We start from the raw sequence: 20,384 nt of genomic DNA on the forward strand, positions 1-20,384 counted from the left end.
CGCTACTCTAGCGAGAAACCGACCAGAAAGGACGAGGGATGAAGTTGCCTTCACCCCTCATGTTTCAATTACGGACGATTACCTGGTGTGCGTCCACCTTCATCGTTGCTGCCACCACGCGGGCTGGAATTACCCGGATCGCAGCCTTCCGCGCCGTTGCCAATGCCCTGATTGCAGTTTTGCCGTTGAGTGCGATCGTCATCGTCGTCATCATCATCGTCATCGTCGTCATCGCGATCGACTGAACGACCTTCTTGATCGTCATCGTCGTCATCGCGATCGTTGTCGATCGTCACGATGTCCTCCCCGTCGATTACATAGGGCGAATCGATCGTTTGCACACAACCCAAGCTGGCAAGCGTTTGGTAGACGATCACGGCCACTTCAGCACGAGTCACGGTGCGATCGAGACTGATCGATCGAATGTCAGGATAGTTGACTACAATTCCCTGTTCAGTCAGTGCCGCAAGCAGAGTGCGCTGTTCAGCGCTGAGGTTGGTTTGGTTATAGACCGACAGCAGCGTATCGGTGGAACTCGTCGTTGAAAGTCGCAGTCCCGTTGCCAGTGCGAACAGCACATCGCCCTTAGAAATCGAGTTGACCGGACGGAACAGGTTGTTGGCAACAGCCGAGAGGAAGCCCATGCGGTAGGTTTCTTGAATTGCGCCGTATGCCCAATAGCGGCGATCGACATCCAAGAAATTGATCGCTTCGCGCACTTCGGCCTCGTTAAAGGCGCGACGAATAATCGCGGCAAACTCTGCCCGCGTGACAGGCTGATCGGGTCGATAGTTGCCGTCGGGATAGCCGTCGATGATGTCGAGCGCGGCCAGTTCGCGAATGAAGCTGGCTGCCCAGTAGTTTGACGATACATCGCGAAAGCTGATTGCCGTGCTGCGAGCGCGAAGCTGAGCCGTGCGAATTTCCGTTGCCCGCTGGTCAAACAGGACAACAGAACCCGTCGCATCCGTGCGGTAGACAAACACTTGATTGCCGCTAGAAGCGACAACCAGATAGCCCGGAGTGACGACCTGAGCGCAAGCTTGACCGCTGACGGTCAAACCCAAACAGCTTGTTGCCCAAGCCCGACGCCGCACTTCCACCAATCGCAACTGCGACACATCGATCTGGCTGCGCTGGGCGATCGCCTGAAACACCGCCGTGCGAACCGTCTGCGAGAAGCTGGTTCGCTGGGTCGTTTGCTGGGTCGTTTGCTGGGTCGTTTGCTGGGTTGTCACGGTCGTCTGCTGCGACGAACTGCCTGAGACAACCGTGCCCGTCTGCCCTTGCATCGGCTGCTGCGTGGTCGTCGTTTGGCGGCGAACGACAACTTCGTTGGTTGCTTCGCGATCGATCGCCACAACCGTTCCTGACTGATTCGTGCGATACACCAGCGGCTGATCCCCGTTCAGCAGCACGACCCAATAGCCCGGAGTAATCGCTTGCGTACAAAGCTGCTCAGCAGTTCCCAAGCCCAAACAGCCATCTGTCCAGGCTTGGCGACGCGCTGCGACAATCCGCAGTTGCGAAACGGAAACATTTAACTGCGCCGCGACTCGCTCTAGAATCGCCGTTTGGGTCGATCGATCGAGTTCGACGCTTGCGCCATCATCGTCGCCTTCAGTCGCGCTGTCGCGATCGTCGTCATCCTCGCCATCGTCATCATTCTCATCGTTGTCATCGTCGCCGTCTTGAGCAATTAAAACCTGCTCTGGCGAAACTTGAGCCGTTGCACCCTGTTGAGGTGAATCCAACACTGTTGCAGATACAGGCAGTTCAGAGAACGCCATCAGTCCAGCGATCGCTAGCAATAGACCTTGGACAGCAACGGGTTTGTTCATAGGGTTGACACCTTATTGTAAAGTTACACAGGCGAGCTACGAGGACGTTGTGTCCAGAGCCGTGTTCCCTAAAGTGCCCAATTGAGCGTATCGTTCATCAAAACTTTAAAGAAGGGCAAATTGAGTGAAAAATTGAGCATAAAAAGGTAAATCGAGCAAAATTTGCCGCGAAAGCTTGCAAAACCGCACCGAAATAGCCAATTTTCAGAATTTTCATAACATTTAGAATTTATCTCTCTACAAAGGTAGATGCAGATTCAAAGCTGAAAATTTAGTCTGATTGGCATTCATTATCCGAATGAACCTTCATGCGTGTTTCTAAGTTCAAATGTGCGTGCTAATTCGGTAATTGCTACAAAAATTGCGGCATCACGCGATCGCTTGATCGCCGCCGCTATGGTTACTCGCTCTATTCAACTGGCTGAGGGGAATGATGAACGAAACTTGGCAAGGCATGATGCAGGGAGTCAGCGCCTTCCTGCCATTGCCGCATTTTGCGATCGGCGCACCACTCGCACAAGCAGGTGGAAATGCCGTCGAACAAGGCGCAGAAAACATCCAGCGTGGCACGAATAATTTCTTCAATTCGCTCGGCTTTAGCGCCAACGATATTGGAAATCTGCTGCGGGCACTCGCAATTTTAATTATCGGTTTGCTGATTGCCGCGATCGCCGCTTCGATCGTGCGAGGCATTTTGAACCGCACCAACCTCGACAATCGCGTTGCCCGCGCCACAACCGGATCACAGCGGCGGGGCGAATCAATTCCGATCGAAAAATGGATTTCTAGCTTGGTCTTTTGGACGATCGCCGTTTTAACGATCGTGGGGGCTTTGCAGGCGCTCAATCTCAGTGCCGTCTCCGCCCCGCTCAACAACTTTGTCAACCAGATCATCAGCTACATTCCCAAGATCATCGCGGCTGGAATTTTGCTGGCGATCGCTTGGGTAATCGCGACGATCGTGAAGCTGATTGTGACTCGCGCCCTCGATGCGTTCGGGATCGATCGCCGTTTGGGAGATCAGTTCGACAACTCAGCGACAACTACGCCGCCCGATCCCTATCAGTCCACTGATCCGTATGCGGCCAACGATCCCTATCGCGACCCGTATGCGCCAACTGATCCTTACGCCGTGCCGCAAAGTACGGTCGATCTGCCACCGGGAACAACGGGCGCAACCATGAGCGCTCCGCCGCCACGCCCCAGCAGCAATCAGTTTTCGCTGAGCGAAACGATCGGCAACACGCTCTACTGGTTTATCTTCCTGCTGTTTTTACCCTCGATTCTCAGTGCGCTTGAATTGCGCGGCACGCTGACTCCAGTGCAAAATCTGCTCGATGATATTCTGTCGATTTTGCCGAACGTCTTCGCGGCGGTTTTGATCGGTGCAGTCGGCTATTTGATTGCTCAGGTTGTGCGCCGCATCGTCACGAACTTTTTGGCTGCGGCAGGAACCGATCGCATCGGCTCGCGCTTCGGTTTGCGATCGACAACTGGAGGCAAATCGCTTTCGTGGATTTTGGGCACGGTCGTTTTTGTACTCGTCCTGATTCCGACTGCGATCGCCGCTTTGAACGCGCTGCGAATCGACGCGATTTCGGCTCCCGCAATTTTGATGCTCAATCAGATTTTGAGCGCGTTGCCGAAAATCTTTACCGCTGGTGTAATTTTGGCGATCGCCTATTTTGTCGGTCAGTTCTTGTCGGATCTGGTGACGAACATTCTTTCTGGGTTGGGCTTCGACAATTTGTTCCGCTGGCTCGGTTTGGAGTCGCTGCAAGCACCGCGCCAAGTTCCGTCGACCACGCCCGGAGCCACCACAATTCAGCAGCCTACGCCTTCTAGCGTCAAAACACCTTCACAGATTGCGGGCGTGATCGTGCTGGTCGGCATTATGCTGTTTGCTGCCGTTGCCGCGATCAACGTGCTGCAAATTGACGCGCTGACCGCTTTGGTGTCCGGCATTGTCGTGATCTCTGGTCGGATTCTGGCAGGGTTGATCGTATTTGCGATCGGCCTTTACTTCGCCAACCTTGCCTTCTCGCTGATCACTAGTTCCGGCGGTCGGCAGTCGCGCATTCTGGGACAAATCGCCCGCGTGTCGATCATCGCCTTTGCTTCTGCGCTGGCCTTACAGCAAATGGGCATTGCAACCGATATTGTCAATCTGGCGTTTGGTCTGCTGCTCGGTTCAATCGCCGTTGCGATCGCGCTCGCCTTTGGTTTGGGTGGCCGCGATGTCGCCGCTGAACAATTGCGCGAATGGCTGGCCTCGTTCCGAAACAAGCAGTACTAAGTTTCATTTACAACCACTTGCAGCGGACGAAGCCGAAACTTCGTCCGTTTTTTTGCTGTACTCAAACAAGCTGTACCAGCATCATTTATCGAAATCTGTACCTTCTCAACGGTGGCGATCGCTCCACACACTAAACCTATTTGACACGAGGAAATCAGTGTGATCGATCGCCCCGCCACGCCAGAAACGAATCTAGGCATAATGTATGGACTCCTGGGCGTTTTCAGCTTCAGCCTGACGCTGCCTGCCACTCGCGTTGCCGTTGCTGAACTTGACCCCACCTTTGTCGGCTTGGGACGAGCGATCGTTGCCGCAGGTTTAGCCGCGATCGCCCTGCGCGTCACTCGTCAACCGCTGCCGACGAAATCGCAGTGGCGCGATTTGGCGATCGTCGCGTTTGGCGTAATTCTGGGATTTCCCCTGCTGTCCGCTTGGGCGATGCGACAGTTGCCCGCCGCACATGGAGCCGTTGTGATCGGCTTGATTCCGCTGGCAACTGCGATCGCCGCCACGATGCGAGGCAACGAACGCCCTTCATTTCGCTTCTGGCTGGCAACCGCGATCGGCAGTGGCACGATCGTCGCTTTCACCTTGGCTTCCGGGGGCGGACATTTTCAGATCCCCGATGTTGCCCTGATTGGTGCAGTTGTGGCAGCGGCGATCGGATACGCGGAAGGCGGCAAGCTGGCACGATCGATCGGCGGCTGGCAGGTCATTTGCTGGGCGCTCGTTCTGGCGGCTCCCGTTTTGATCGTGCCGACGCTGCTGGCGGCTCAGTCGGGACTGAGCGCTTCTCCGATCGCCTGGCTCGGCTTTGCTTATGTTTGCGTCATCAGCCAGTTTGTCGGCTTTTTTGCGTGGTATCACGGCATGGCGATCGCTGGAGTTGCCAGAGTCAGCCAGCTTCAGCTTCTTCAGCCCTTTTTGACGATCGCCTTTTCCGCCCTGCTGCTGCACGAGCAGATTACCCTGCCCACGATCGCCGCTGCCTGCATTGTGATTGCCTGCGTGGGCATTGGACGGCGATCGCTGGTTCGCCAAAAGCCCGCTTAAAGTACCGCTCTAGCTTTTCCGCAGCAGCATCCAGGCACTCACCAAGAGCGACACACCTGCGGCGACAAAAAACAAGACCGTGAAGCCAAAGCTATTCCAGATCGGGCCAAGAATCACAGGCGAAAGAAACTGGCCGAGCGAATTGCCGCCCGTGCCGATCGCCATGACGCTGGCGCGAAATTCCTGTGGGGCTTGGTTTGCCAGTCCGTCATACACATTCGGCACGGTGATGCCAAAGCCGACGCCAAACAGCACGGCAGTCAGCATAATCGAGTGAATGTCTGATTGAAACGGCAAGATTCCCACCGTCAAGGCCATCAACACAAAGCCGAGCGCGATCGTGCGATCGACCCCGATCGCCTTGCCGATGCGACTGGCAAGGACTGCGGACGCGATCGCCGCACCCACGCCGCGCAGCGCCAAGACGACGCCGTTAAGCTGCGGGCCTGCACCGATCGTCTGCTTCAAATACAGCGGCGTGTAGACAATCACGGCATACACCACAGAAGCTGCCAAAACCAGCAGCAGCAGCAGTCTTAGCGTTTCAGGCTGCTTGAGCAGCTTTACTAATGTCCGCATTTGTCCGGATTCAATGCTGGACGCTCGCTGCGTCGATTTGGATGACAGGATGGGAACCGCGATCAGCGCCAGCGGCAAGCCCAAAGCATACAGATAAAATGCGTATTGCCACTGAATTTGGCCGACCCAGCCGCCAATTAAAGGAACCAAAATGCTCGCGGTTGTCATGGCGCTGGTTGCGTAGCCTAAGATGCGCGATCGCTCATCGCCCTGATACATTGTGCCCAGCAAGCCAATACTCGCCGCCGCAATGCCGCCGCTGGCCGCTCCGACCAATGCCCGCATCGCCAGCAGCGGCCAGAAAGACGGCATAAACGCGCCTGCTGTGCCGAATACGGCGTACAGACCCAAAGAGGGAATCAAGACGCGCAACGCACCGACGCGATCGGCCAGAATGCCCAGAATCGGCGTGAAGATGGCGATCGTAATCGCGTGCATACTCACAAGCATTCCTGCCCACTGCGGATTTAAGTCAAGCTGCTGAATCATTTCCGGCAAAACCGGAGAAACAATTCCACCCGTCATCGTGGTTAAGCAACCCGCCGCCAACAGCACCAGAAACTTGACCGAATGTCGTCTGCGCGATCGCAGCGATCGACCTTCCCGAACCTCACCCACACTCGTCATATCGTTCTTCCTAAATATTCGGTGGAAACACCTGCCTCTTTGATCGTTGCGGAAACCTTCATCAAAGTTCCACCATCATGAGTATCAACACTGATAACACTCTGGTTCAGTACCAAGCAATATTGACGAATAGGCGGATTCAGCGCTTAATATGTTCCCATTGACGAATCGATAGAGAAAGTTTAAGAAAAGGCAGTCTCGATGGAACTGGCAACCACCCTGAAGGGGCACACCGTCCACAACGCCGTGCGCGAAGTTGGCATCAACAAAAATCATTGGTATCCGGTCGCTTGGGCGCACACTCTCAAAGCAGGCGAAGTGATCCCCGTCATGGTGTGGCAGCAGTCAATCGCCCTCTTCCGCGACGATTCCGGCCAGCTTCACGCGATCGAAAATGCCTGTCCTCACAAAGGCGTTGAACTGCACAAAGGCAAAGTCCAAGGCGAACATTTACTGTGTCCCTATCACGGCTGGGAGTTTAACGGATCGGGTGAATGCGTCGGCATTCCGTATTTACCTCCAGATCAAAAATTGCCCTGCGCGATCGCACCGAGTTTCGCCGTTCAGGAAAAATACGGAATTATCTGGGTGTTTCCAGGCGATCGATCTTTGGCGAGCGATCGACCCCTGCCGGACGTGCCGGAATATGACGATCCGAACATGCTGGCGATTCCGATTACCGGACATTTCAAAGCGCACTTCTCGATCTGCAACGAGAACACGATGGATGTGTTTCACGGCTTCTTGCACAACGATTTGCAGGGCTGGTTCGACCCGATTTTGCTCAAGCTCAGCGACACGGGCGATGCGGTCTGCGCCGACTATCAGGTGACGTATGAAGGCTGGATCACCAAGTTTCTCGGCCTGAGCAAAGACGGCAACAAAACCACGCGCAAAGTCTCGATTCACTACAACTATCCGCACTATCACACCACGATGGAAGGCGTGTCGTCGCTGCATTTGATGCGGCTTCCCGTCAGCCCGATCGAGACGCGATCGTTCTCTCTGCTCTTTTTGAAGCTGCCGTTTTCACCGAAGCTGCTTGCGCCGATCGAGAAACCGTTCGTCTGGTTTATTCGTCGTTTCATCTTCATGAAGTTTCTGCTGCAAGATGTGGAAATGATGGAGAGCGAGCAGCGCACCTTCTCGAACAATTCACGGCGGCGATATGTCGAGATTAATCCCGCTATCATCGCTTTGCAGCGATTAATCCTCCGGCAGCACGAACAATTTGTGCAACAATCGAGTCAATTGTCCGGTCAAGCACACAATGGCGACCCTACACGACCCAGAGTGAATTCGATCGACTCGATTCGCGACAAAGATCGCACCCCAGAATCGATCGGATGAGGGCAAAGGATCTTAGCGTGTGTCCGGCCTTTCTGGGTAGAAAGATCGCAAATCGAAAGGTTCAATGTCACAATCCTAGGAGTGATTGCCTTTCTCAACAGTGGCGCAAGCCGACCTGGGATCGCCAGGTGACAACCAATCTGTCGTTGAGCCAGAGGTTTTATGTTATTCAACAAAGGTGAGGGGAGTTACAGTGCAAGTTGTTAAAGAGTACGTCCAGCGGTGGTATGAAAGCGGGCTTGATCCCGATGAATACATCTGTCATGGCAAGCAAGGCAGTTTGGTTGACCTGGAAGAAGCCGCAACAGGCGTTCGCCGTAAGGTGCTGACATTTTGCACCAACGATGTTTTAGGACTGGTACAAAATCAAGCCGTGCAGCAAGCGGCGATCGATGCGATCACCAACTTCGGCACGTCCAATAGCTCGACCTCGGTTCTCAGCGGTCGCATCGATCTCCACCGTCAGCTTGAAGACGAAATCTCGGCCTTCAAGCATTTGCAGCACACGCAGCTATTTTTGAATGCGTGGATGGCAATGCAGGCATTAATGGATGCGTTTTGCCATTTGGCAATTCCGGTTCCGGGCTTTCAAAATACGAGAGAAACGCTAATTCTCACCGACGTATTGAATCACGGCTGCATCGTCACGGCGATCGCCAATGCTGGAACGCGATCGGGCAAAATGTTCGGACATAGTCCGCGCGTGCGCGTCCGCGCCTATCGCCACTGCGACATGGAAGATTTGGCGCGAAAGCTTCAGCGCTATGCCCGCCCGGACGATCGCATCATGGTTGTCTCGGATGCCGTCTTCTCGATGGATGGCGACATCGCGCCGCTGCCGGACATGATCGACATCCTGCAAAACTACGAAGGCAGCACCCTTTTGATGGATGAAGCCCACGCCAGCGGCGCGATCGGCGCAACCGGACGCGGCATCTACGAGCATTTCAACATTCTGCCTCAGTACGCGATCGAGCGCGGCGTGGTTCCGCTGATCATGACGACTTTCTCCAAGTTCGGTGCATCAGTGGGCGCGGCAATTAGCTCGCACGTTGCGGAACTCAAGCCTTTGCTGAACGTGTCTCCGACTTCGATCGGCACTTGCTCTTTGGCTCCCCCCTTGACCGCTGCCGCCTTGGAAAGCATTCGGCAGGTGCGTCGCCATCCCGAACTGGTGCAGCAGTTGCAGGAAAACACGCGCTATCTGCGGAATCGCCTGCATGAAAAAGATTTTGAGGCGATCGGTGAAACGAACGTCGTCCCCATCTTGCTGCCTGCTGAGATCAACCCGAAGCTGTTCGCCCGAACGCTGATTCACGAACATGGACTGTGGGTTTCACCGATCTGGTTCATTGCCAAACCGCGACTGCGCGTCACGGTCAACGCGCTGCACACTCGCGAAGAACTTGATCTGCTCGTCGATGGCATGGTGGCGGCTCGCGAAGTCGTTTACAAGCCGACAATCAGCGCTTAGATTGCTCAGATACTTCTGAAAGCCAAGCATCGATCGCAATGCTTGGCTTTTGAGCGATCGCCTGTTTCCACGCAAAAAAAGCGGAGGATCGGTAGTCGATCGCTCCGCTGAAGATTGTCTCTCAAGCTGGAATTAGCCGCCCATACCGGGAATCAATCCGGTGGTCAGGCGTTTGATCGCGCGACCTGCCACATCGCCGTAGCGCATTTCGCCGCACAAAATTTGACCCATCCGCTTCGGCGCAGTCGGACGCTTGACGCCGATCTTGTAGCCCAAACCAGGAGCGCGATAGAACAGGCCGGAGAGCTTTTGCGCCCAGGCCATATCAGAACCCCACTCTTTGCTGATCGTTTCGGTGTAGGTGGCGAGAGCGTTGGAATTGCCAGCAAGGGCTTGATCGATCGCCTCTGCCGCCTTGACTCCGGTAAACATCGACGGGCGAATGCCTTCTGCCGTAAACGGATCAACGACACAGGCTGCTTCTCCAGCCAACAGCGCATTTTGCGTATGCAGGACTTGATCGCCGTCCCACAAACAAAGCGGATGGCCGTACTGCTTGCAGCTTTTCACGTCGATGCCAAACGATTCGGCGTATTCGTCCAAGATTTTGCGGAAGTCTTGCGATTCGCCCCCTCGGAACGCACCAATGCCGATCGAATACCCGTCCGCCTTGGGAAAATTCCAGATGTAGCCGTTTTTCACCATGCCGAACTCGAAATGCGCGGCATTGGCGAAAGCCGGATTCGTGGCAGGTGCTTCCGCTTCCAGTGCACCACCCAAGCGACGTTTGCGCTCTTTGAAGCCGAGCCATCTTGCCATTGGCCCTTTTGCACCGTCAGCCGCAATCAGATAGCGGCCTTCAAACGAACCGATCGCCGTATTGACCTGCCAGCGATCGCCCTTGAATTCAATTCCGCTGACTTCGGTATTGTCCTTGAGTTCTGCGCCTTGCTTTTGCGCCTGCTGAATCAGGAAGTGATCGAAAACATCGCGGCGCACCATCCAGATCGGTTCGGGTGTGTCAAGCTGTGCCTCAACCGGATCGCCCATTTTCCAGGTGCAGCGAATTGAGGTTACTTTGTGTGAAATTGCAGGTGAAAAGTCAAAGTCAAACCACTGGGCAACTTGGGGCGAAACACCGCCACCGCAGGGCTTATAGCGGGGCAACGCTTCTTTTTCTAGCACGAGTACCGATCGCCCCCGCTTGGCGAGGTGATAGGCGGCTGTGCCTCCAGCAGGGCCAGCCCCGACAATAATGCAGTCATACATAAGCTTCAGTGTTTGGCTCTTGGGTACACTTTTGGGCGCTTGTCTAAATGGGGGATCACGAGACCGAGCGCGACGAACCTTGCGATCGAGCGGGCAACCAAGCGAAATCGCCCCGATTCCCAAATCTACATTTACAGTTCACAGTCTAGGGGTCAAGCTAGCGAAATGAATATTCCTCGCAAGAAGATTCACCCGCTTTTTTTAAAGCCTCGTTAAAGAACAAGAGAAGTACGCACACCCTAGCCTCTGGCAGATGCAAGCTGCGACCGAATTTCTACGGATCTCGGCAAGCACTTCTCCATCCGCAACTGCTCAGAAATCAACTTTGCTGGGCTTGAAGTACACCAGATGAACGGAAGGACCAATCCATTCCGGATCAGCCTCGCTGCGGGCCACACTCAGCGCCACTCGATCGCCGTATGACAGACCAGCCGCTAATCAAAATCATCAGTCCCGATCGCTGGGCTGGCGTGGGCATGAATTTTATTGATGCGGGCTATGTTGGCCTGCTATTAAGCGTGTTGCCACAGAGGATATGACTGGCTTTCAGCTTGTGGATGTGGGCAGTTCAAACGGTACGTTTCTCAACGGTGAACGCCTGAGCGCCAATCAGCCCGCACCGCTGCGATCGAATAACGTGATCAAAATTGGGGCGCAGGAGTGGACGTTTGAGTAGGGCGATCGCTCTCATCTTGATTTGTCCAATACATCAAAAACAACACGAAACCGCGCAGAGGGCAGAGTAGCGTGTGGCGCGATCGTGCCTTGAAATAAATTTCAGGCTCAAAGCCAAAACCCGTTAAAACGAGTTAGTAATCCGCATTTCAGTCAGTTTCAACGGACTTGAGCTATTAGCCCGAATTTTAATTCAGGGCGGGACAACAACACAGCGACAGCGCAATGCAAGGTTTACGATCGCTCCTGCATAAAAACAGCGATCGCCCTAAGCTGGCAATGTTGCTTGATGCGTTGATTAGGCAATGATGCGATCTTTCAACAATTTAGTTGATTTCGTTGATTGACCTGTTGCATTTTTCAACCATGTCATCCAGTCCGATCGCTGCGAACAGTTGTTTTGCTTGCCGTAACTTCTCTCTTGCAGCCCTATACTGATAAAGCTTTGCAAGTCGAAGTGCCTCATTAAAAAGAGAATTCGCTTCAGTGTATCGATCGTTATCAAAGCTTAAACTCTCGATAATTCTTTGAGCCAGAAGCGCTCTGTCCGAGCTTGAAAGTAACATGATTTGCTCGGTTAATTGTTCGATCGATAACATCACTTTCCATCCACTTTGACTGATGCTTTTAGTTTACTTGAGACGATCGCTAATCAGTAAGCTCAAATTTCACCTCGTACGTGGCATCAGATTAAAACAGTCGATCGAGACTCAACACAAATCCCGGCAGAATATCTTCTCCAGACAAGCTACTGGGCGCATCCAGAATTTCAATGGGTTGGTTTTGACGATAGATTTCTACCTGTCGGTCTTGAGGATTAATTAGCCAGCCAAGCTGTATGCCATTGTCAAGATATTCTTGAAGTTTCGATCGCAGTGTTTCGAGATCATCGGTTTCCGATCGCAATTCGATCACGAAATCAGGCGAGATCGGCGGAAATCTCTTTTGCTGTTCCGGTGTCAAAGTATTCCAACGTTCTTGCTTAATCCAAGCAGCATCGGGCGATCGATCTGCGCCATTTGGCAGCTTAAATCCCGCCGAGGAACTAAACACTACACCCAAATTTGCTTGCCGATTCCAAATTCCTAAATCCACAATTAGATCGGCTTCTCGTTTTCCGCTTTCACCGCCGACAGGTGGCATAACAACTAATTCTCCTGTAGCGGTACGTTCAAATCTGACATCAGGATTGTTGCGACAAAGCTGCCAAAAGGCTTCGTCGGTGAGTTCGATCAGCGAGGTTAGATTGACGATGACGGCACTCATAAGCCTTGTGTGTTTGAGGAAGGTGTTGCGATCGAATCAGTCGTTTAACTCAATTGTGATGGATGAGGTGTGGAAAGGGTTGCGATCGCCCTTCCTCCGTACTGCTCGATCGACAACATCGCTTTCCATCCACTTTGACTGTTTCTTTCAGTTTAATTTTGGGCGATCGCTGATAAACATTTCTCAAACTATATCTTTTCGCATTCAAAAGATAATTTAATCACTTGAATCCGCATCTTTTCCTTTTTCTTTCAAGCGTTTGAGTCGTTGTTCAGCCTTGTCAATCAAGTGCGGAATGGTGTAGACGTACTCAAGAATCGCTTTGCACAAATCATCTAATATAGGAACTTCGTCGCGGGTCAACTCTACTAAAGAAGCATGAGCACCGACATTTCTTAATTGTCGAAGATTATGAGCAACCGCTACTAGCCTATCTGGAATCTCCCTCTTTACAGCTAAATCTTCTAGTTTCTTTTGTAAAGAATTACCAGATGCTTTACGGTCTTCGCACACCATCTCTAGAATTCGACCAAGCAGAACTGCATAGGCATTTGGATCAATAGGACGAACTTTAAGCGATACTTCGTAGGAATGCTGAATACGATCTGGTAGACCAGACAACCTAAAATTAGATGATGGGTAAAGAGTTTCAAACGTAACATCCTCAAATTCATCATATTCTTGAAATTCATAATATTCTCGGTAGAAATATCTTCGTAGTGTTACCTCGCTACAAGCTAGACATAGTAGTAGTTGATAGCAGTAGCCTTCCTCTGGAAATGAGTAGCATTCATCATCCGGAGGTGTAAGCATAGAATAATCAGCCACAATATCCATTGAAGCTTGGTTGCCACAATGATGACATTTCACGAACTCTGATTTTCGTTGGTTTGTATTGCTCATAACTTAATTTGTTTGTCAAAGGGCAAAGCTAGGCGATCGCCCCCTCACAACGATCGCCCCTCTTCCTAATATTTCCGCTCTTGTGGCTGGAACATTGTGATTGTCACAGGTCGATATTGCAAATCGATTCCCGCTGGTGAATAGAAGGCCATTGTGTGTTTGAGGAAGTTGGTGTCGTCTCGATCGACAAAATCTTCTCGGCAATGTGCGCCGCGACTTTCTTGACGATTTAAGGCGCTCGTTAGAATCATTTCACCGACGATTAATAGGTTTTGTAATTCCAGTGCTTCGGTGATTTCGGTGTTCCACAGTCGCGCTTTGTCATCGAGGAAAACTTGTTCAGCTTGTTTGCGGAGTTCGGCGAGTTTTTCGAGACCTTCGCGCATCAAAGACTCGGTGCGGAAAACGCCGCAATAGTCGGTCATGCAGTCTTGGAAGGCTTGGCGAATTTCGTTGATGCGATATTGGCCGGGGCGATCGATCAACTCTTGAATTCGCGTTTCTGCCCAGTTGAGATAGGTTTGCTCGTCAACGTCGGGCAGTTTGCGAGTTTGGACATATTGGGCGATCGTCGCACCCGTTCTTCGTCCATAAACCACGCATTCCAACAGAGAATTACTTCCGAGTCGATTTGCGCCGTGAACCGAGACGCAAGCGGTTTCGCCAGCGGCAAAGAAGCCTTCGACTAGACCTTCGGGACTGCTGCGGACTTGCCCATCCGTGTTGACCGGAATGCCGCCCATCGAATAGTGGACGGTCGGGCGGACGGGAATCGGTTGGGTTACGGCGTCGATGCCGACGAGTCGGTGCGCTTCTTCCCAGCAGAACGGAACACGACTCATGATTTTTTCTTTGCCCATGTGCCGCAGGTCGAGGTAGACATGCGGGCCACCCGATCGCCCATCGGGAAATGCTCCTCGTCCCGCCCGAATTTCCTTCGTGATGGCGCGAGAAGTGATGTCGCGGGGGGCAAGCTCCATGCGGGAAGGCGCGTAGTTTGCCATGAAGCGATCGCCCTCGGCGTTAATCAGATACGCCCCTTCTCCCCGGACGGCTTCGGAGATCAGAACGCCGACGGGATAAAGTCCGGTGGGGTGGAACTGGACGAACTCCATGTCTTCGATCGGCAGTCCGGCTACGGCTGTCATCGCTAAGCCGTCTCCGGTTGAGGCGTAGTCGTTGGAAGTCGTGTTGTAAACGCGCCCGTAGCCGCCTGTGGCGAACATGACGGCTTTGGCGCGGACGACCTCGATTCGCGCATCTTGAATGTTGAACATGACGACGCCTTTCGCCTGTCCTTCTTCCAAAATCAAGCGCATCACGTACCATTCGTCATAAATCTTGACACCGTAGCGCATCAGATTACAGATCAGTTCGTGCAAAATCGCGTGTCCGGTTTTGTCGGCGGCATAGCAGGTGCGGCGATGCGAATGTCCACCGAAAGCGCGTTGAGCGACGCGACCGTCTTCGAGTCGGGAGAAGAGGACGCCCATGTGTTCTAGGTCGATGACGACATCGGGCGCTTCTTTCGTCAGAATTTCGACCGCATCTTGGTCGGCCAGATAGTCCGCGCCTTTAACCGTATCGAAGGCGTGAGCTTCCCAGCTATCGTCGGTATCGACGTTTTTGAGGGAGGCGGCCATTCCGCCCTGGGCGGCAACCGAGTGCGATCGAATCGGGTGCGTCTTTGCCACGACTGCCACGCTGAGGCGCGAATCGGTGCGAGCAATTTCCAAGGCGGCTCGCGATCCGGCCAGTCCGCCGCCGACAATGATTACGTCATGTTCAATCATGCTGTGGGGTGCGCGTTTGCGCCAAACACTGATGCTCCTATCCTGACGCAAAAAAGCGGCTGTCGTTGGATAGAGCGCGGTTTGTCGATTTTTGTGAAGACGGAAGACGATCGACTTCGTGCTGTTCAACAGCGATCCAACTGAAACTATTTGCTGTCGCGATCGCTTTCCGACTTCAACGCCTGATCGAGGACGGCACGAGCCTGTTCCGCCTGCGTCCGAGCTTCGCGATAGCGCAAATTCGTCTGTGCAAAGTTTTTTAGCACTTTGAAGCCTTCTTTAAGCTGGTTAAGTTCTTCTTCGTCCACAGGTTCATCGGAGAACAGCAAATCGATTTGTTCGCGGACTTTCATTGCCTCGGTGCGCGATGATTGCACTTTGATTTTGAGCGTGGCAAGGTTACTCAGAATTTGAACCGCTTGGGCGATCGCGTCGTTTTCTTCGGCAGGGGTAACAGCGTCGTCTTTCACTTCAATGAATTGTTGAGGGCTAAAACCCTCAGAGAGGTCGGTGGAAAGTTTACCTTCTTCTAGCATTTCAAGCAATTTATCCATCGCTTTTTCTCGCGCTTTGGGCGAATCTTTGCCGGGAACGGTCAGCTTCACTTCCGGGTCTTGAACGAGCGAATAAGAAACCATAATGTCTCAAAATACATCAGTACTAATTTGTCCATTTTAGTTTAGCAGCAAGTGCGATCGCGTTAGCGCTCTCGGAACGATATCGCGTTAGCGCTCTCGGAACGATATCGCGTTAGCGCTCTCGGAACGATATCGCGGAGCGCTCCCCACAGGGTATCGCGATCGCTTGCGGAACAATATCGAATCCGAATTTTTCTATGATTCGCGCCTTAATTTTTGCAAGCTGTTTCTCTTCCAAACGGCGCATTTGCATTTCAAGCAGATTTCTATAATGAAATCAAGATTCTTCAACTTTTTTCGATCGGCTCGATCAATTTTTGTAATCTGCAATACAACCAGTTTTTAATATGAATGAGCTTTACTTTGTCAGCGGCTTAGGTGCAGATCAGCGCGTGTTTCGATCGCTCAAATTTCAAGGCTATGAACCCAAGCACATCCATTGGATCAAGCCGGAATCTGGAGAATCGATCGAGCAGTATGCTAAACGTCTCACTGCTCAAATCCAAGGCAAAAAACCGATTATTGTCGGGCTTTCGTTTGGCGGCATGATGGCGATCGAAATTGCCAAGCACATTCCTACCGAAAAAGTCATTCTTATCTCCAGCGCCGAAACTAAATATGATATTCCACCTTACTATCGCTTTTTCAAATGGGTTCCTTTACATCGAATTTTGCCATTGCAGTTTCTTACGCTAGCAGGTTTTGAAGTTGCCTGCTGGTATTTTGGCGTTACTTCGCTTCAAGAGCGACAACTGCTTAAATCTATTCTTTTGGATACCGATACCGACTTTTTTCGCTGGGCAGTTGATCAAGCGCTAACTTGGGATAATAAAACTCAACCCGATGTATTTCACGTTCACGGCACAAGCGATCGCGTCTTGCCAATTCGCTTCACAGAACCGGATGTGAGAATCGATCGAGGAGGGCACTTTATGGTTCTCAATCGCGCCGAAGAACTCATTCCCATTCTTGAGAAAGTGATTTATTATGAGCAGATGACTAGCTGAAGGCAAAACGTGATGCTAGATCAGCAAACGTTGAATACAATTTTGCAGCAGTTGCGATCTGAACTTGAAAAGCTGTATGGCGATCGATTGATTCACGTCATTCTGTTTGGTTCTCAAGCAAGAGGCGATGCTGAAGCGCATTCGGATATTGATGTTTTAGTGGTGCTAAATCACTCAGTTGAGCCAGCGGCTGAAGCTGAGCGATCGAGCCATTTTGTCACAGCATTATGTTTGAAATACCAGGTTTTGATTGCCTGTGTATTTGTCAGCCGCGATCGCTTCATTGAGCAGCAAGGCGGATTTCTACGAAACGTGCATCGCGAAGGAATTTTGGTGTAACGCCGGAGCAGCAAGCACTTCTTCAGAAAGCCGCTCGAAGTTTAGAGGCGGCAAAGCTGCTCAATCAGGAGAATTTGCCTGAATTTGCTGCCGCTCGTGCTTACTACACCATGTTTTATGTTGTGGAAGCATTTCTAGAAGGCGAAGGGCTATCTTTTTCCAAGCATTCTGCTGTGATTTCTGCGTTTGGTCGGCGGTTTGCCAGTACAGGTCGGCTCCCTGTTGAGTTTCATCGCTATCTGATTACGGCTGAACAAATTCGCCGCCAAGGTGACTATGATCCAAACTCAACTTTGACCGTTGCACAGGCCGCAGAGCAGATTTCTAGGGCTGAAGAATTTTTGCAGCTTGCTCAAGCGCAAATTGGGCAGTTTTAGCCGATCGCCAGTCTGCAAGTTTCATTTGGAAAACTTGTCATCTCGGATGCCGTCGATCGTCCCTACTCTACATTCGTCGCTTCAACTAACTCCTCTAACGAGCATTGCAGCACTTCCATCAATCGCTCGGTCTCAGTGAAAGTGAGACGAGGTTCAACGACTCCCCGCTCCCATGCGCTGATTGTTTTAATGGTGATGCCTAGCCGATCGGCTAGTTGCCGCTGGGTCAGTCCAGCCCGTAGCCGCAGTTTTGCCAGAGTTAGCTGATTATTCTCCTCGGTCATGGCAAGATGTTCGGTGTACACTGTTCGGTATACACCGATTGGTTGTTTCGATTGCTAACGAAAATGAGCAGTTAGAAGGACTGCCATTAAATTACTGCTCGATTCTTGGGGTGTTCGTCGCTCTTCAGTTTCCCACTAAGTGACACTCATCTCTCACTTTTGCTTGGTCAAGGTCTGATTGACCTTCATTTTGCTGTGCCAAAAATTTGAGGTGAGTTGTGAACTATTTCAACCTTTTGCATCCCTGGTGCGTCATGCGACTGCTGCCCGAAGCGCAAAGAGTTGTAGCGAAACGGTTTCGGCAGCGCAATGATACAGAAGCGCACAAGCGAATTTTGCAGTGGATGTTGCCGGAAGCAGAATTTGTGATTGTGTTTGATCTGGAGCGCCCGGACTGCTCGATCGACACCAACACCAACAGTTGAGCGGCAATCCGCATCGCCACGAGTTGTAGTTTCTTGCACCGCGAAACTGGGTCGATCGGTCATCATAGAGGTTGGAGCTTCACAAGTTTAGGTGGCTGCGAATGACCAAGTTTCAGATCAAAGCACCGTTTGAGCCGACCGGAGATCAGCCCAAAGCGATCGCCCAGATGACCCAGTTTATCCAGGCAGGCAACCGCTTCCAGACTTTGCGCGGAGCAACGGGCACAGGCAAAACCCACACCATGGCGCGAGTGATTCAAAACGTGGGCAAGCCGACGCTGATTTTGGCGCACAACAAAACTTTGGCCGCGCAACTGTGTAACGAGCTGCGCGAATTTTTCCCCGACAACGCCGTCGAATATTTCATCAGCTACTACGACTACTATCAGCCGGAAGCCTACATTCCCGTTACCGATACCTACATCGCCAAGACTTCTTCGATTAACGAAGAGATCGATATGTTGCGGCATTCAGCGACGCGATCGCTGTTTGAGCGCCAAGACGTGATCGTGGTTGCCTCGATTAGCTGCATCTACGGTTTGGGAATTCCGTCTGAATATTTGAAAGCGTCGATTCCGTTTCGCGTCGGCATGGAAGCGGATCAGCGACAGATTTTGCGCGATCTCGCCTCGGTTCAATATGAACGGAACGATCTCGACGTGGGGCGCGGGCGGTTTCGCGTCAAGGGCGACGTGCTGGAAATTGGGCCAGCGTATGAAGACCGGATTATTCGCATCGAGTTTTTTGGTGACGAAATCGACGCAATTCGCTACATCGATCCGATTACGGGCGAAACCTTGCAGAGCATGGACGCGATCAGCGTCTATCCGGCGCGGCACTTTGTTACCCCGGACGATCGCCTGCAAGAAGCCTGCGAAGCGATCCAGCAAGAACTCAAAGAGCGACTGGCCGAACTCGAAAGCGAGAATAAGCTGCTTGAAGCGCAGCGGCTCGAACAGCGCACTCGATACGATTTGGAAATGTTGCGCGAAGTTGGCTACTGCAACGGCGTCGAGAACTATTCGCGCCATCTGGCAGGCCGCGCTCCGGGAGAATCGCCGGAATGTCTGCTCGACTATTTCCCGAAAGATTGGCTGTTGGTGATCGACGAGTCACACGTGACGATTCCGCAGATTCGCGCCATGTACAACGGCGATCGCGCCCGCAAAACCGTGCTGATCGATCACGGCTTCCGTCTGCCGAGTGCCGCTGATAACCGCCCGCTCAAGGCCGAAGAGTTTTGGGAAAAGGTGAATCAGTGCGCCTTTGTTTCCGCTACTCCGGGCGACTGGGAACTGGAAGTTTCGGAAGACCGCGTGGCCGAACAGGTGATTCGTCCAACAGGTGTACTTGATCCCGAAATCTTTGTGCGTCCAACCGAAGGCCAGATCGATGATCTGCTGGGCGAAGTGCGCCTGAGAGCCGATCGCCACGAACGCACCCTCGTCACCACGCTGACCAAGCGGATGGCCGAAGACCTCACCGAATATTTGCAAGAACATAATGTTCGCGTCCGTTATTTGCACTCGGAAATCAATTCGATCGAGCGCATCGAAATCCTCCAAGATCTCCGCAACGGCATCTTCGACGTTTTGATCGGCGTCAACCTGCTTAGAGAAGGATTGGACTTGCCGGAAGTGTCGCTCGTGGCGATTCTGGATGCCGACAAGGAAGGCTTTTTGCGGGCGGAGCGATCGCTGATCCAAACGATCGGACGCGCCGCCCGTCACGTCCAAGGTCAGGCGATTCTGTATGCAGACAACCTGACCGACAGCATGGCAAAGGCGATCAGCGAAACCGAACGCCGCCGCGCCATTCAGATCGAGTACAACGAAAAGCACGGCATTACGCCCCAGCCGATCGTCCGTCGCGCCAGCAATTCGATTTTGTCCTTCCTGGAAGTGTCGCGTCGCCTCAATGCTCACGAACTGGAGGAAGCGATCGAACACGCGGACGATCTGCCGCTGGAAAACATTCCCGATTTGATCGTGCAGCTTGAAGCGCAAATGAAAGAAGCGGCAAAAAGTCTCGAATTTGAGGAAGCGGCCAAGTATCGCGATCGGATCAAGCAGTTGCGCGATCGATTGTTGGGTCGCCGCGCCTAGCGTTTTGGTTCTGATCGCCACGCCGCCATCGGAATGACGTTGTGGCGTGTTTTGATGAAGTGCGATCGCGCCCGCTAACCATA

19 protein-coding genes are annotated in these 20,384 nt (G+C 52.5%); 10 read left to right on the plus strand and 9 right to left on the minus strand.

Annotated elements, in window-relative coordinates; all coding sequences use genetic code 11:
• Window positions 1-68: 68 nt before the first annotated feature.
• Window positions 69-1,841 carry an S-layer homology domain-containing protein gene (locus tag H6F67_RS04130; RefSeq protein WP_190763595.1) on the minus strand — a complete coding sequence of 591 codons (1,773 nt, stop codon included), beginning with the start codon at window positions 1,839-1,841 and terminating at the stop codon, window positions 69-71.
• 430 nt (window positions 1,842-2,271) lie between these two features.
• Between H6F67_RS04130 and H6F67_RS04135 the strand changes: the two genes are divergently transcribed.
• Both H6F67_RS04135 and H6F67_RS04140 read left to right on the plus strand, forming a co-directional pair.
• Complete coding sequence (locus H6F67_RS04135; RefSeq protein WP_242020485.1) at window positions 2,272-4,137, plus strand: mechanosensitive ion channel; 1,866 nt, start codon at window positions 2,272-2,274, stop codon at window positions 4,135-4,137.
• 159 nt (window positions 4,138-4,296) lie between these two features.
• On the plus strand, window positions 4,297-5,190 hold the full coding sequence (locus tag H6F67_RS04140; RefSeq protein WP_313926756.1) for a DMT family transporter: 894 nt from the start codon (window positions 4,297-4,299) through the stop codon (window positions 5,188-5,190).
• 9 nt (window positions 5,191-5,199) lie between these two features.
• Here H6F67_RS04140 and H6F67_RS04145 read toward each other — a convergent pair whose 3' ends face one another.
• Window positions 5,200-6,396, minus strand: a complete 1,197-nt coding sequence (locus H6F67_RS04145) for an MFS transporter (RefSeq protein WP_190763597.1) — start codon at window positions 6,394-6,396, stop codon at window positions 5,200-5,202.
• A gap of 201 nt (window positions 6,397-6,597) precedes the next feature.
• On the opposite strand from H6F67_RS04145, the gene H6F67_RS04150 reads away from it, so the two are divergent.
• Window positions 6,598-7,746: an aromatic ring-hydroxylating dioxygenase subunit alpha gene (locus H6F67_RS04150; protein ID WP_190763598.1), complete on the plus strand. Its 1,149-nt coding sequence runs from the start codon at window positions 6,598-6,600 to the stop codon at window positions 7,744-7,746.
• A gap of 193 nt (window positions 7,747-7,939) precedes the next feature.
• Window positions 7,940-9,220, plus strand: coding sequence for an aminotransferase class I/II-fold pyridoxal phosphate-dependent enzyme (locus tag H6F67_RS04155; RefSeq protein ID WP_190763600.1), 1,281 nt, complete (start codon window positions 7,940-7,942; stop codon window positions 9,218-9,220).
• Between the two features lie 132 nt (window positions 9,221-9,352).
• Here H6F67_RS04155 and H6F67_RS04160 read toward each other — a convergent pair whose 3' ends face one another.
• Complete coding sequence (locus H6F67_RS04160) at window positions 9,353-10,489, minus strand: geranylgeranyl reductase family protein (RefSeq protein ID WP_190763602.1); 1,137 nt, start codon at window positions 10,487-10,489, stop codon at window positions 9,353-9,355.
• A gap of 535 nt (window positions 10,490-11,024) precedes the next feature.
• Here H6F67_RS04160 and H6F67_RS04165 point away from each other — a divergent pair.
• On the plus strand, window positions 11,025-11,165 hold the full coding sequence (locus tag H6F67_RS04165; RefSeq protein WP_190763604.1) for an FHA domain-containing protein: 141 nt from the start codon (window positions 11,025-11,027) through the stop codon (window positions 11,163-11,165).
• 325 nt (window positions 11,166-11,490) lie between these two features.
• Here the strand turns inward: H6F67_RS04165 and H6F67_RS04170 are convergent, their stop codons facing one another.
• From H6F67_RS04170 to H6F67_RS04190, 5 genes are all read right to left on the minus strand, one after another.
• Window positions 11,491-11,763 carry a hypothetical protein gene (locus H6F67_RS04170; protein ID WP_206753884.1) on the minus strand — a complete coding sequence of 91 codons (273 nt, stop codon included), beginning with the start codon at window positions 11,761-11,763 and terminating at the stop codon, window positions 11,491-11,493.
• A gap of 91 nt (window positions 11,764-11,854) precedes the next feature.
• Complete coding sequence (locus H6F67_RS04175; RefSeq protein ID WP_190763608.1) at window positions 11,855-12,430, minus strand: Uma2 family endonuclease; 576 nt, start codon at window positions 12,428-12,430, stop codon at window positions 11,855-11,857.
• A 216-nt stretch (window positions 12,431-12,646) separates the two neighbouring features.
• The gene (locus H6F67_RS04180) at window positions 12,647-13,333 is read right to left on the minus strand and encodes a DUF4145 domain-containing protein (RefSeq protein ID WP_190763610.1); all 687 of its coding nucleotides are present in this window, start codon (window positions 13,331-13,333) and stop codon (window positions 12,647-12,649) included.
• A gap of 65 nt (window positions 13,334-13,398) precedes the next feature.
• On the minus strand, window positions 13,399-15,126 hold the full coding sequence (locus tag H6F67_RS04185) for a succinate dehydrogenase/fumarate reductase flavoprotein subunit (RefSeq protein ID WP_190763671.1): 1,728 nt from the start codon (window positions 15,124-15,126) through the stop codon (window positions 13,399-13,401).
• A gap of 146 nt (window positions 15,127-15,272) precedes the next feature.
• A complete protein-coding gene (locus H6F67_RS04190) occupies window positions 15,273-15,764 on the minus strand; it encodes a hypothetical protein (RefSeq protein WP_190763612.1) in 492 nt (163 codons plus the stop codon).
• 347 nt (window positions 15,765-16,111) lie between these two features.
• Between H6F67_RS04190 and H6F67_RS04195 the strand changes: the two genes are divergently transcribed.
• From H6F67_RS04195 to H6F67_RS04205, 3 genes are read left to right on the plus strand one after another with little or no spacing between them, the layout of a single operon-like run.
• The gene (locus H6F67_RS04195; RefSeq protein ID WP_190763613.1) at window positions 16,112-16,771 is read left to right on the plus strand and encodes an alpha/beta fold hydrolase; all 660 of its coding nucleotides are present in this window, start codon (window positions 16,112-16,114) and stop codon (window positions 16,769-16,771) included.
• 12 nt (window positions 16,772-16,783) lie between these two features.
• Window positions 16,784-17,110, plus strand: a complete 327-nt coding sequence (locus H6F67_RS04200; RefSeq protein ID WP_190763615.1) for a nucleotidyltransferase domain-containing protein — start codon at window positions 16,784-16,786, stop codon at window positions 17,108-17,110.
• Complete coding sequence (locus H6F67_RS04205) at window positions 17,071-17,487, plus strand: HEPN domain-containing protein (protein ID WP_190763673.1); 417 nt, start codon at window positions 17,071-17,073, stop codon at window positions 17,485-17,487. The genes H6F67_RS04200 and H6F67_RS04205 overlap by 40 nt, the downstream gene beginning before the upstream one ends.
• Before the next feature lie 62 nt (window positions 17,488-17,549).
• On the opposite strand, the gene H6F67_RS04210 is transcribed toward H6F67_RS04205, so the two are convergent.
• Complete coding sequence (locus H6F67_RS04210) at window positions 17,550-17,771, minus strand: helix-turn-helix domain-containing protein (RefSeq protein WP_190763617.1); 222 nt, start codon at window positions 17,769-17,771, stop codon at window positions 17,550-17,552.
• A gap of 218 nt (window positions 17,772-17,989) precedes the next feature.
• Between H6F67_RS04210 and H6F67_RS04215 the strand changes: the two genes are divergently transcribed.
• On the plus strand, window positions 17,990-18,196 hold the full coding sequence (locus H6F67_RS04215; protein ID WP_190763675.1) for a hypothetical protein: 207 nt from the start codon (window positions 17,990-17,992) through the stop codon (window positions 18,194-18,196).
• Between the two features lie 101 nt (window positions 18,197-18,297).
• A complete protein-coding gene (gene uvrB / locus H6F67_RS04220; RefSeq protein ID WP_190763619.1) occupies window positions 18,298-20,301 on the plus strand; it encodes an excinuclease ABC subunit UvrB in 2,004 nt (667 codons plus the stop codon).
• Window positions 20,302-20,384: the final 83 nt, after the last annotated feature.

This window comes from Microcoleus sp. FACHB-1515 (assembly GCF_014696105.1).
Lineage (GTDB): Bacteria > Cyanobacteriota > Cyanobacteriia > Elainellales > Elainellaceae > JAAUTJ01.

Bases quoted from the DNA above. Each gene is read 5' to 3' on its own strand.
- H6F67_RS04130 (WP_190763595.1), bottom strand. From the start codon at position 1,841: ATGAACAAACCCGTTGCTGTCCAAGGTCTATTGCTAGCGATCGCTGGA.
- H6F67_RS04135 (WP_242020485.1), top strand. From the start codon at position 2,272: ATGATGAACGAAACTTGGCAAGGCATGATGCAGGGAGTCAGCGCCTTC.
- H6F67_RS04145 (WP_190763597.1), bottom strand. From the start codon at position 6,396: ATGACGAGTGTGGGTGAGGTTCGGGAAGGTCGATCGCTGCGATCGCGC.
- H6F67_RS04150 (WP_190763598.1), top strand. From the start codon at position 6,598: ATGGAACTGGCAACCACCCTGAAGGGGCACACCGTCCACAACGCCGTG.
- H6F67_RS04160 (WP_190763602.1), bottom strand. From the start codon at position 10,489: ATGTATGACTGCATTATTGTCGGGGCTGGCCCTGCTGGAGGCACAGCC.
- H6F67_RS04165 (WP_190763604.1), top strand. From the start codon at position 11,025: ATGACTGGCTTTCAGCTTGTGGATGTGGGCAGTTCAAACGGTACGTTT.
- H6F67_RS04170 (WP_206753884.1), bottom strand. From the start codon at position 11,763: ATGTTATCGATCGAACAATTAACCGAGCAAATCATGTTACTTTCAAGC.
- H6F67_RS04175 (WP_190763608.1), bottom strand. From the start codon at position 12,430: ATGAGTGCCGTCATCGTCAATCTAACCTCGCTGATCGAACTCACCGAC.
- H6F67_RS04180 (WP_190763610.1), bottom strand. From the start codon at position 13,333: ATGAGCAATACAAACCAACGAAAATCAGAGTTCGTGAAATGTCATCAT.
- H6F67_RS04185 (WP_190763671.1), bottom strand. From the start codon at position 15,126: ATGATTGAACATGACGTAATCATTGTCGGCGGCGGACTGGCCGGATCG.
- H6F67_RS04190 (WP_190763612.1), bottom strand. From the start codon at position 15,764: ATGGTTTCTTATTCGCTCGTTCAAGACCCGGAAGTGAAGCTGACCGTT.
- H6F67_RS04195 (WP_190763613.1), top strand. From the start codon at position 16,112: ATGAATGAGCTTTACTTTGTCAGCGGCTTAGGTGCAGATCAGCGCGTG.
- H6F67_RS04200 (WP_190763615.1), top strand. From the start codon at position 16,784: ATGCTAGATCAGCAAACGTTGAATACAATTTTGCAGCAGTTGCGATCT.
- H6F67_RS04210 (WP_190763617.1), bottom strand. From the start codon at position 17,771: ATGACCGAGGAGAATAATCAGCTAACTCTGGCAAAACTGCGGCTACGG.
- uvrB (WP_190763619.1), top strand. From the start codon at position 18,298: ATGACCAAGTTTCAGATCAAAGCACCGTTTGAGCCGACCGGAGATCAG.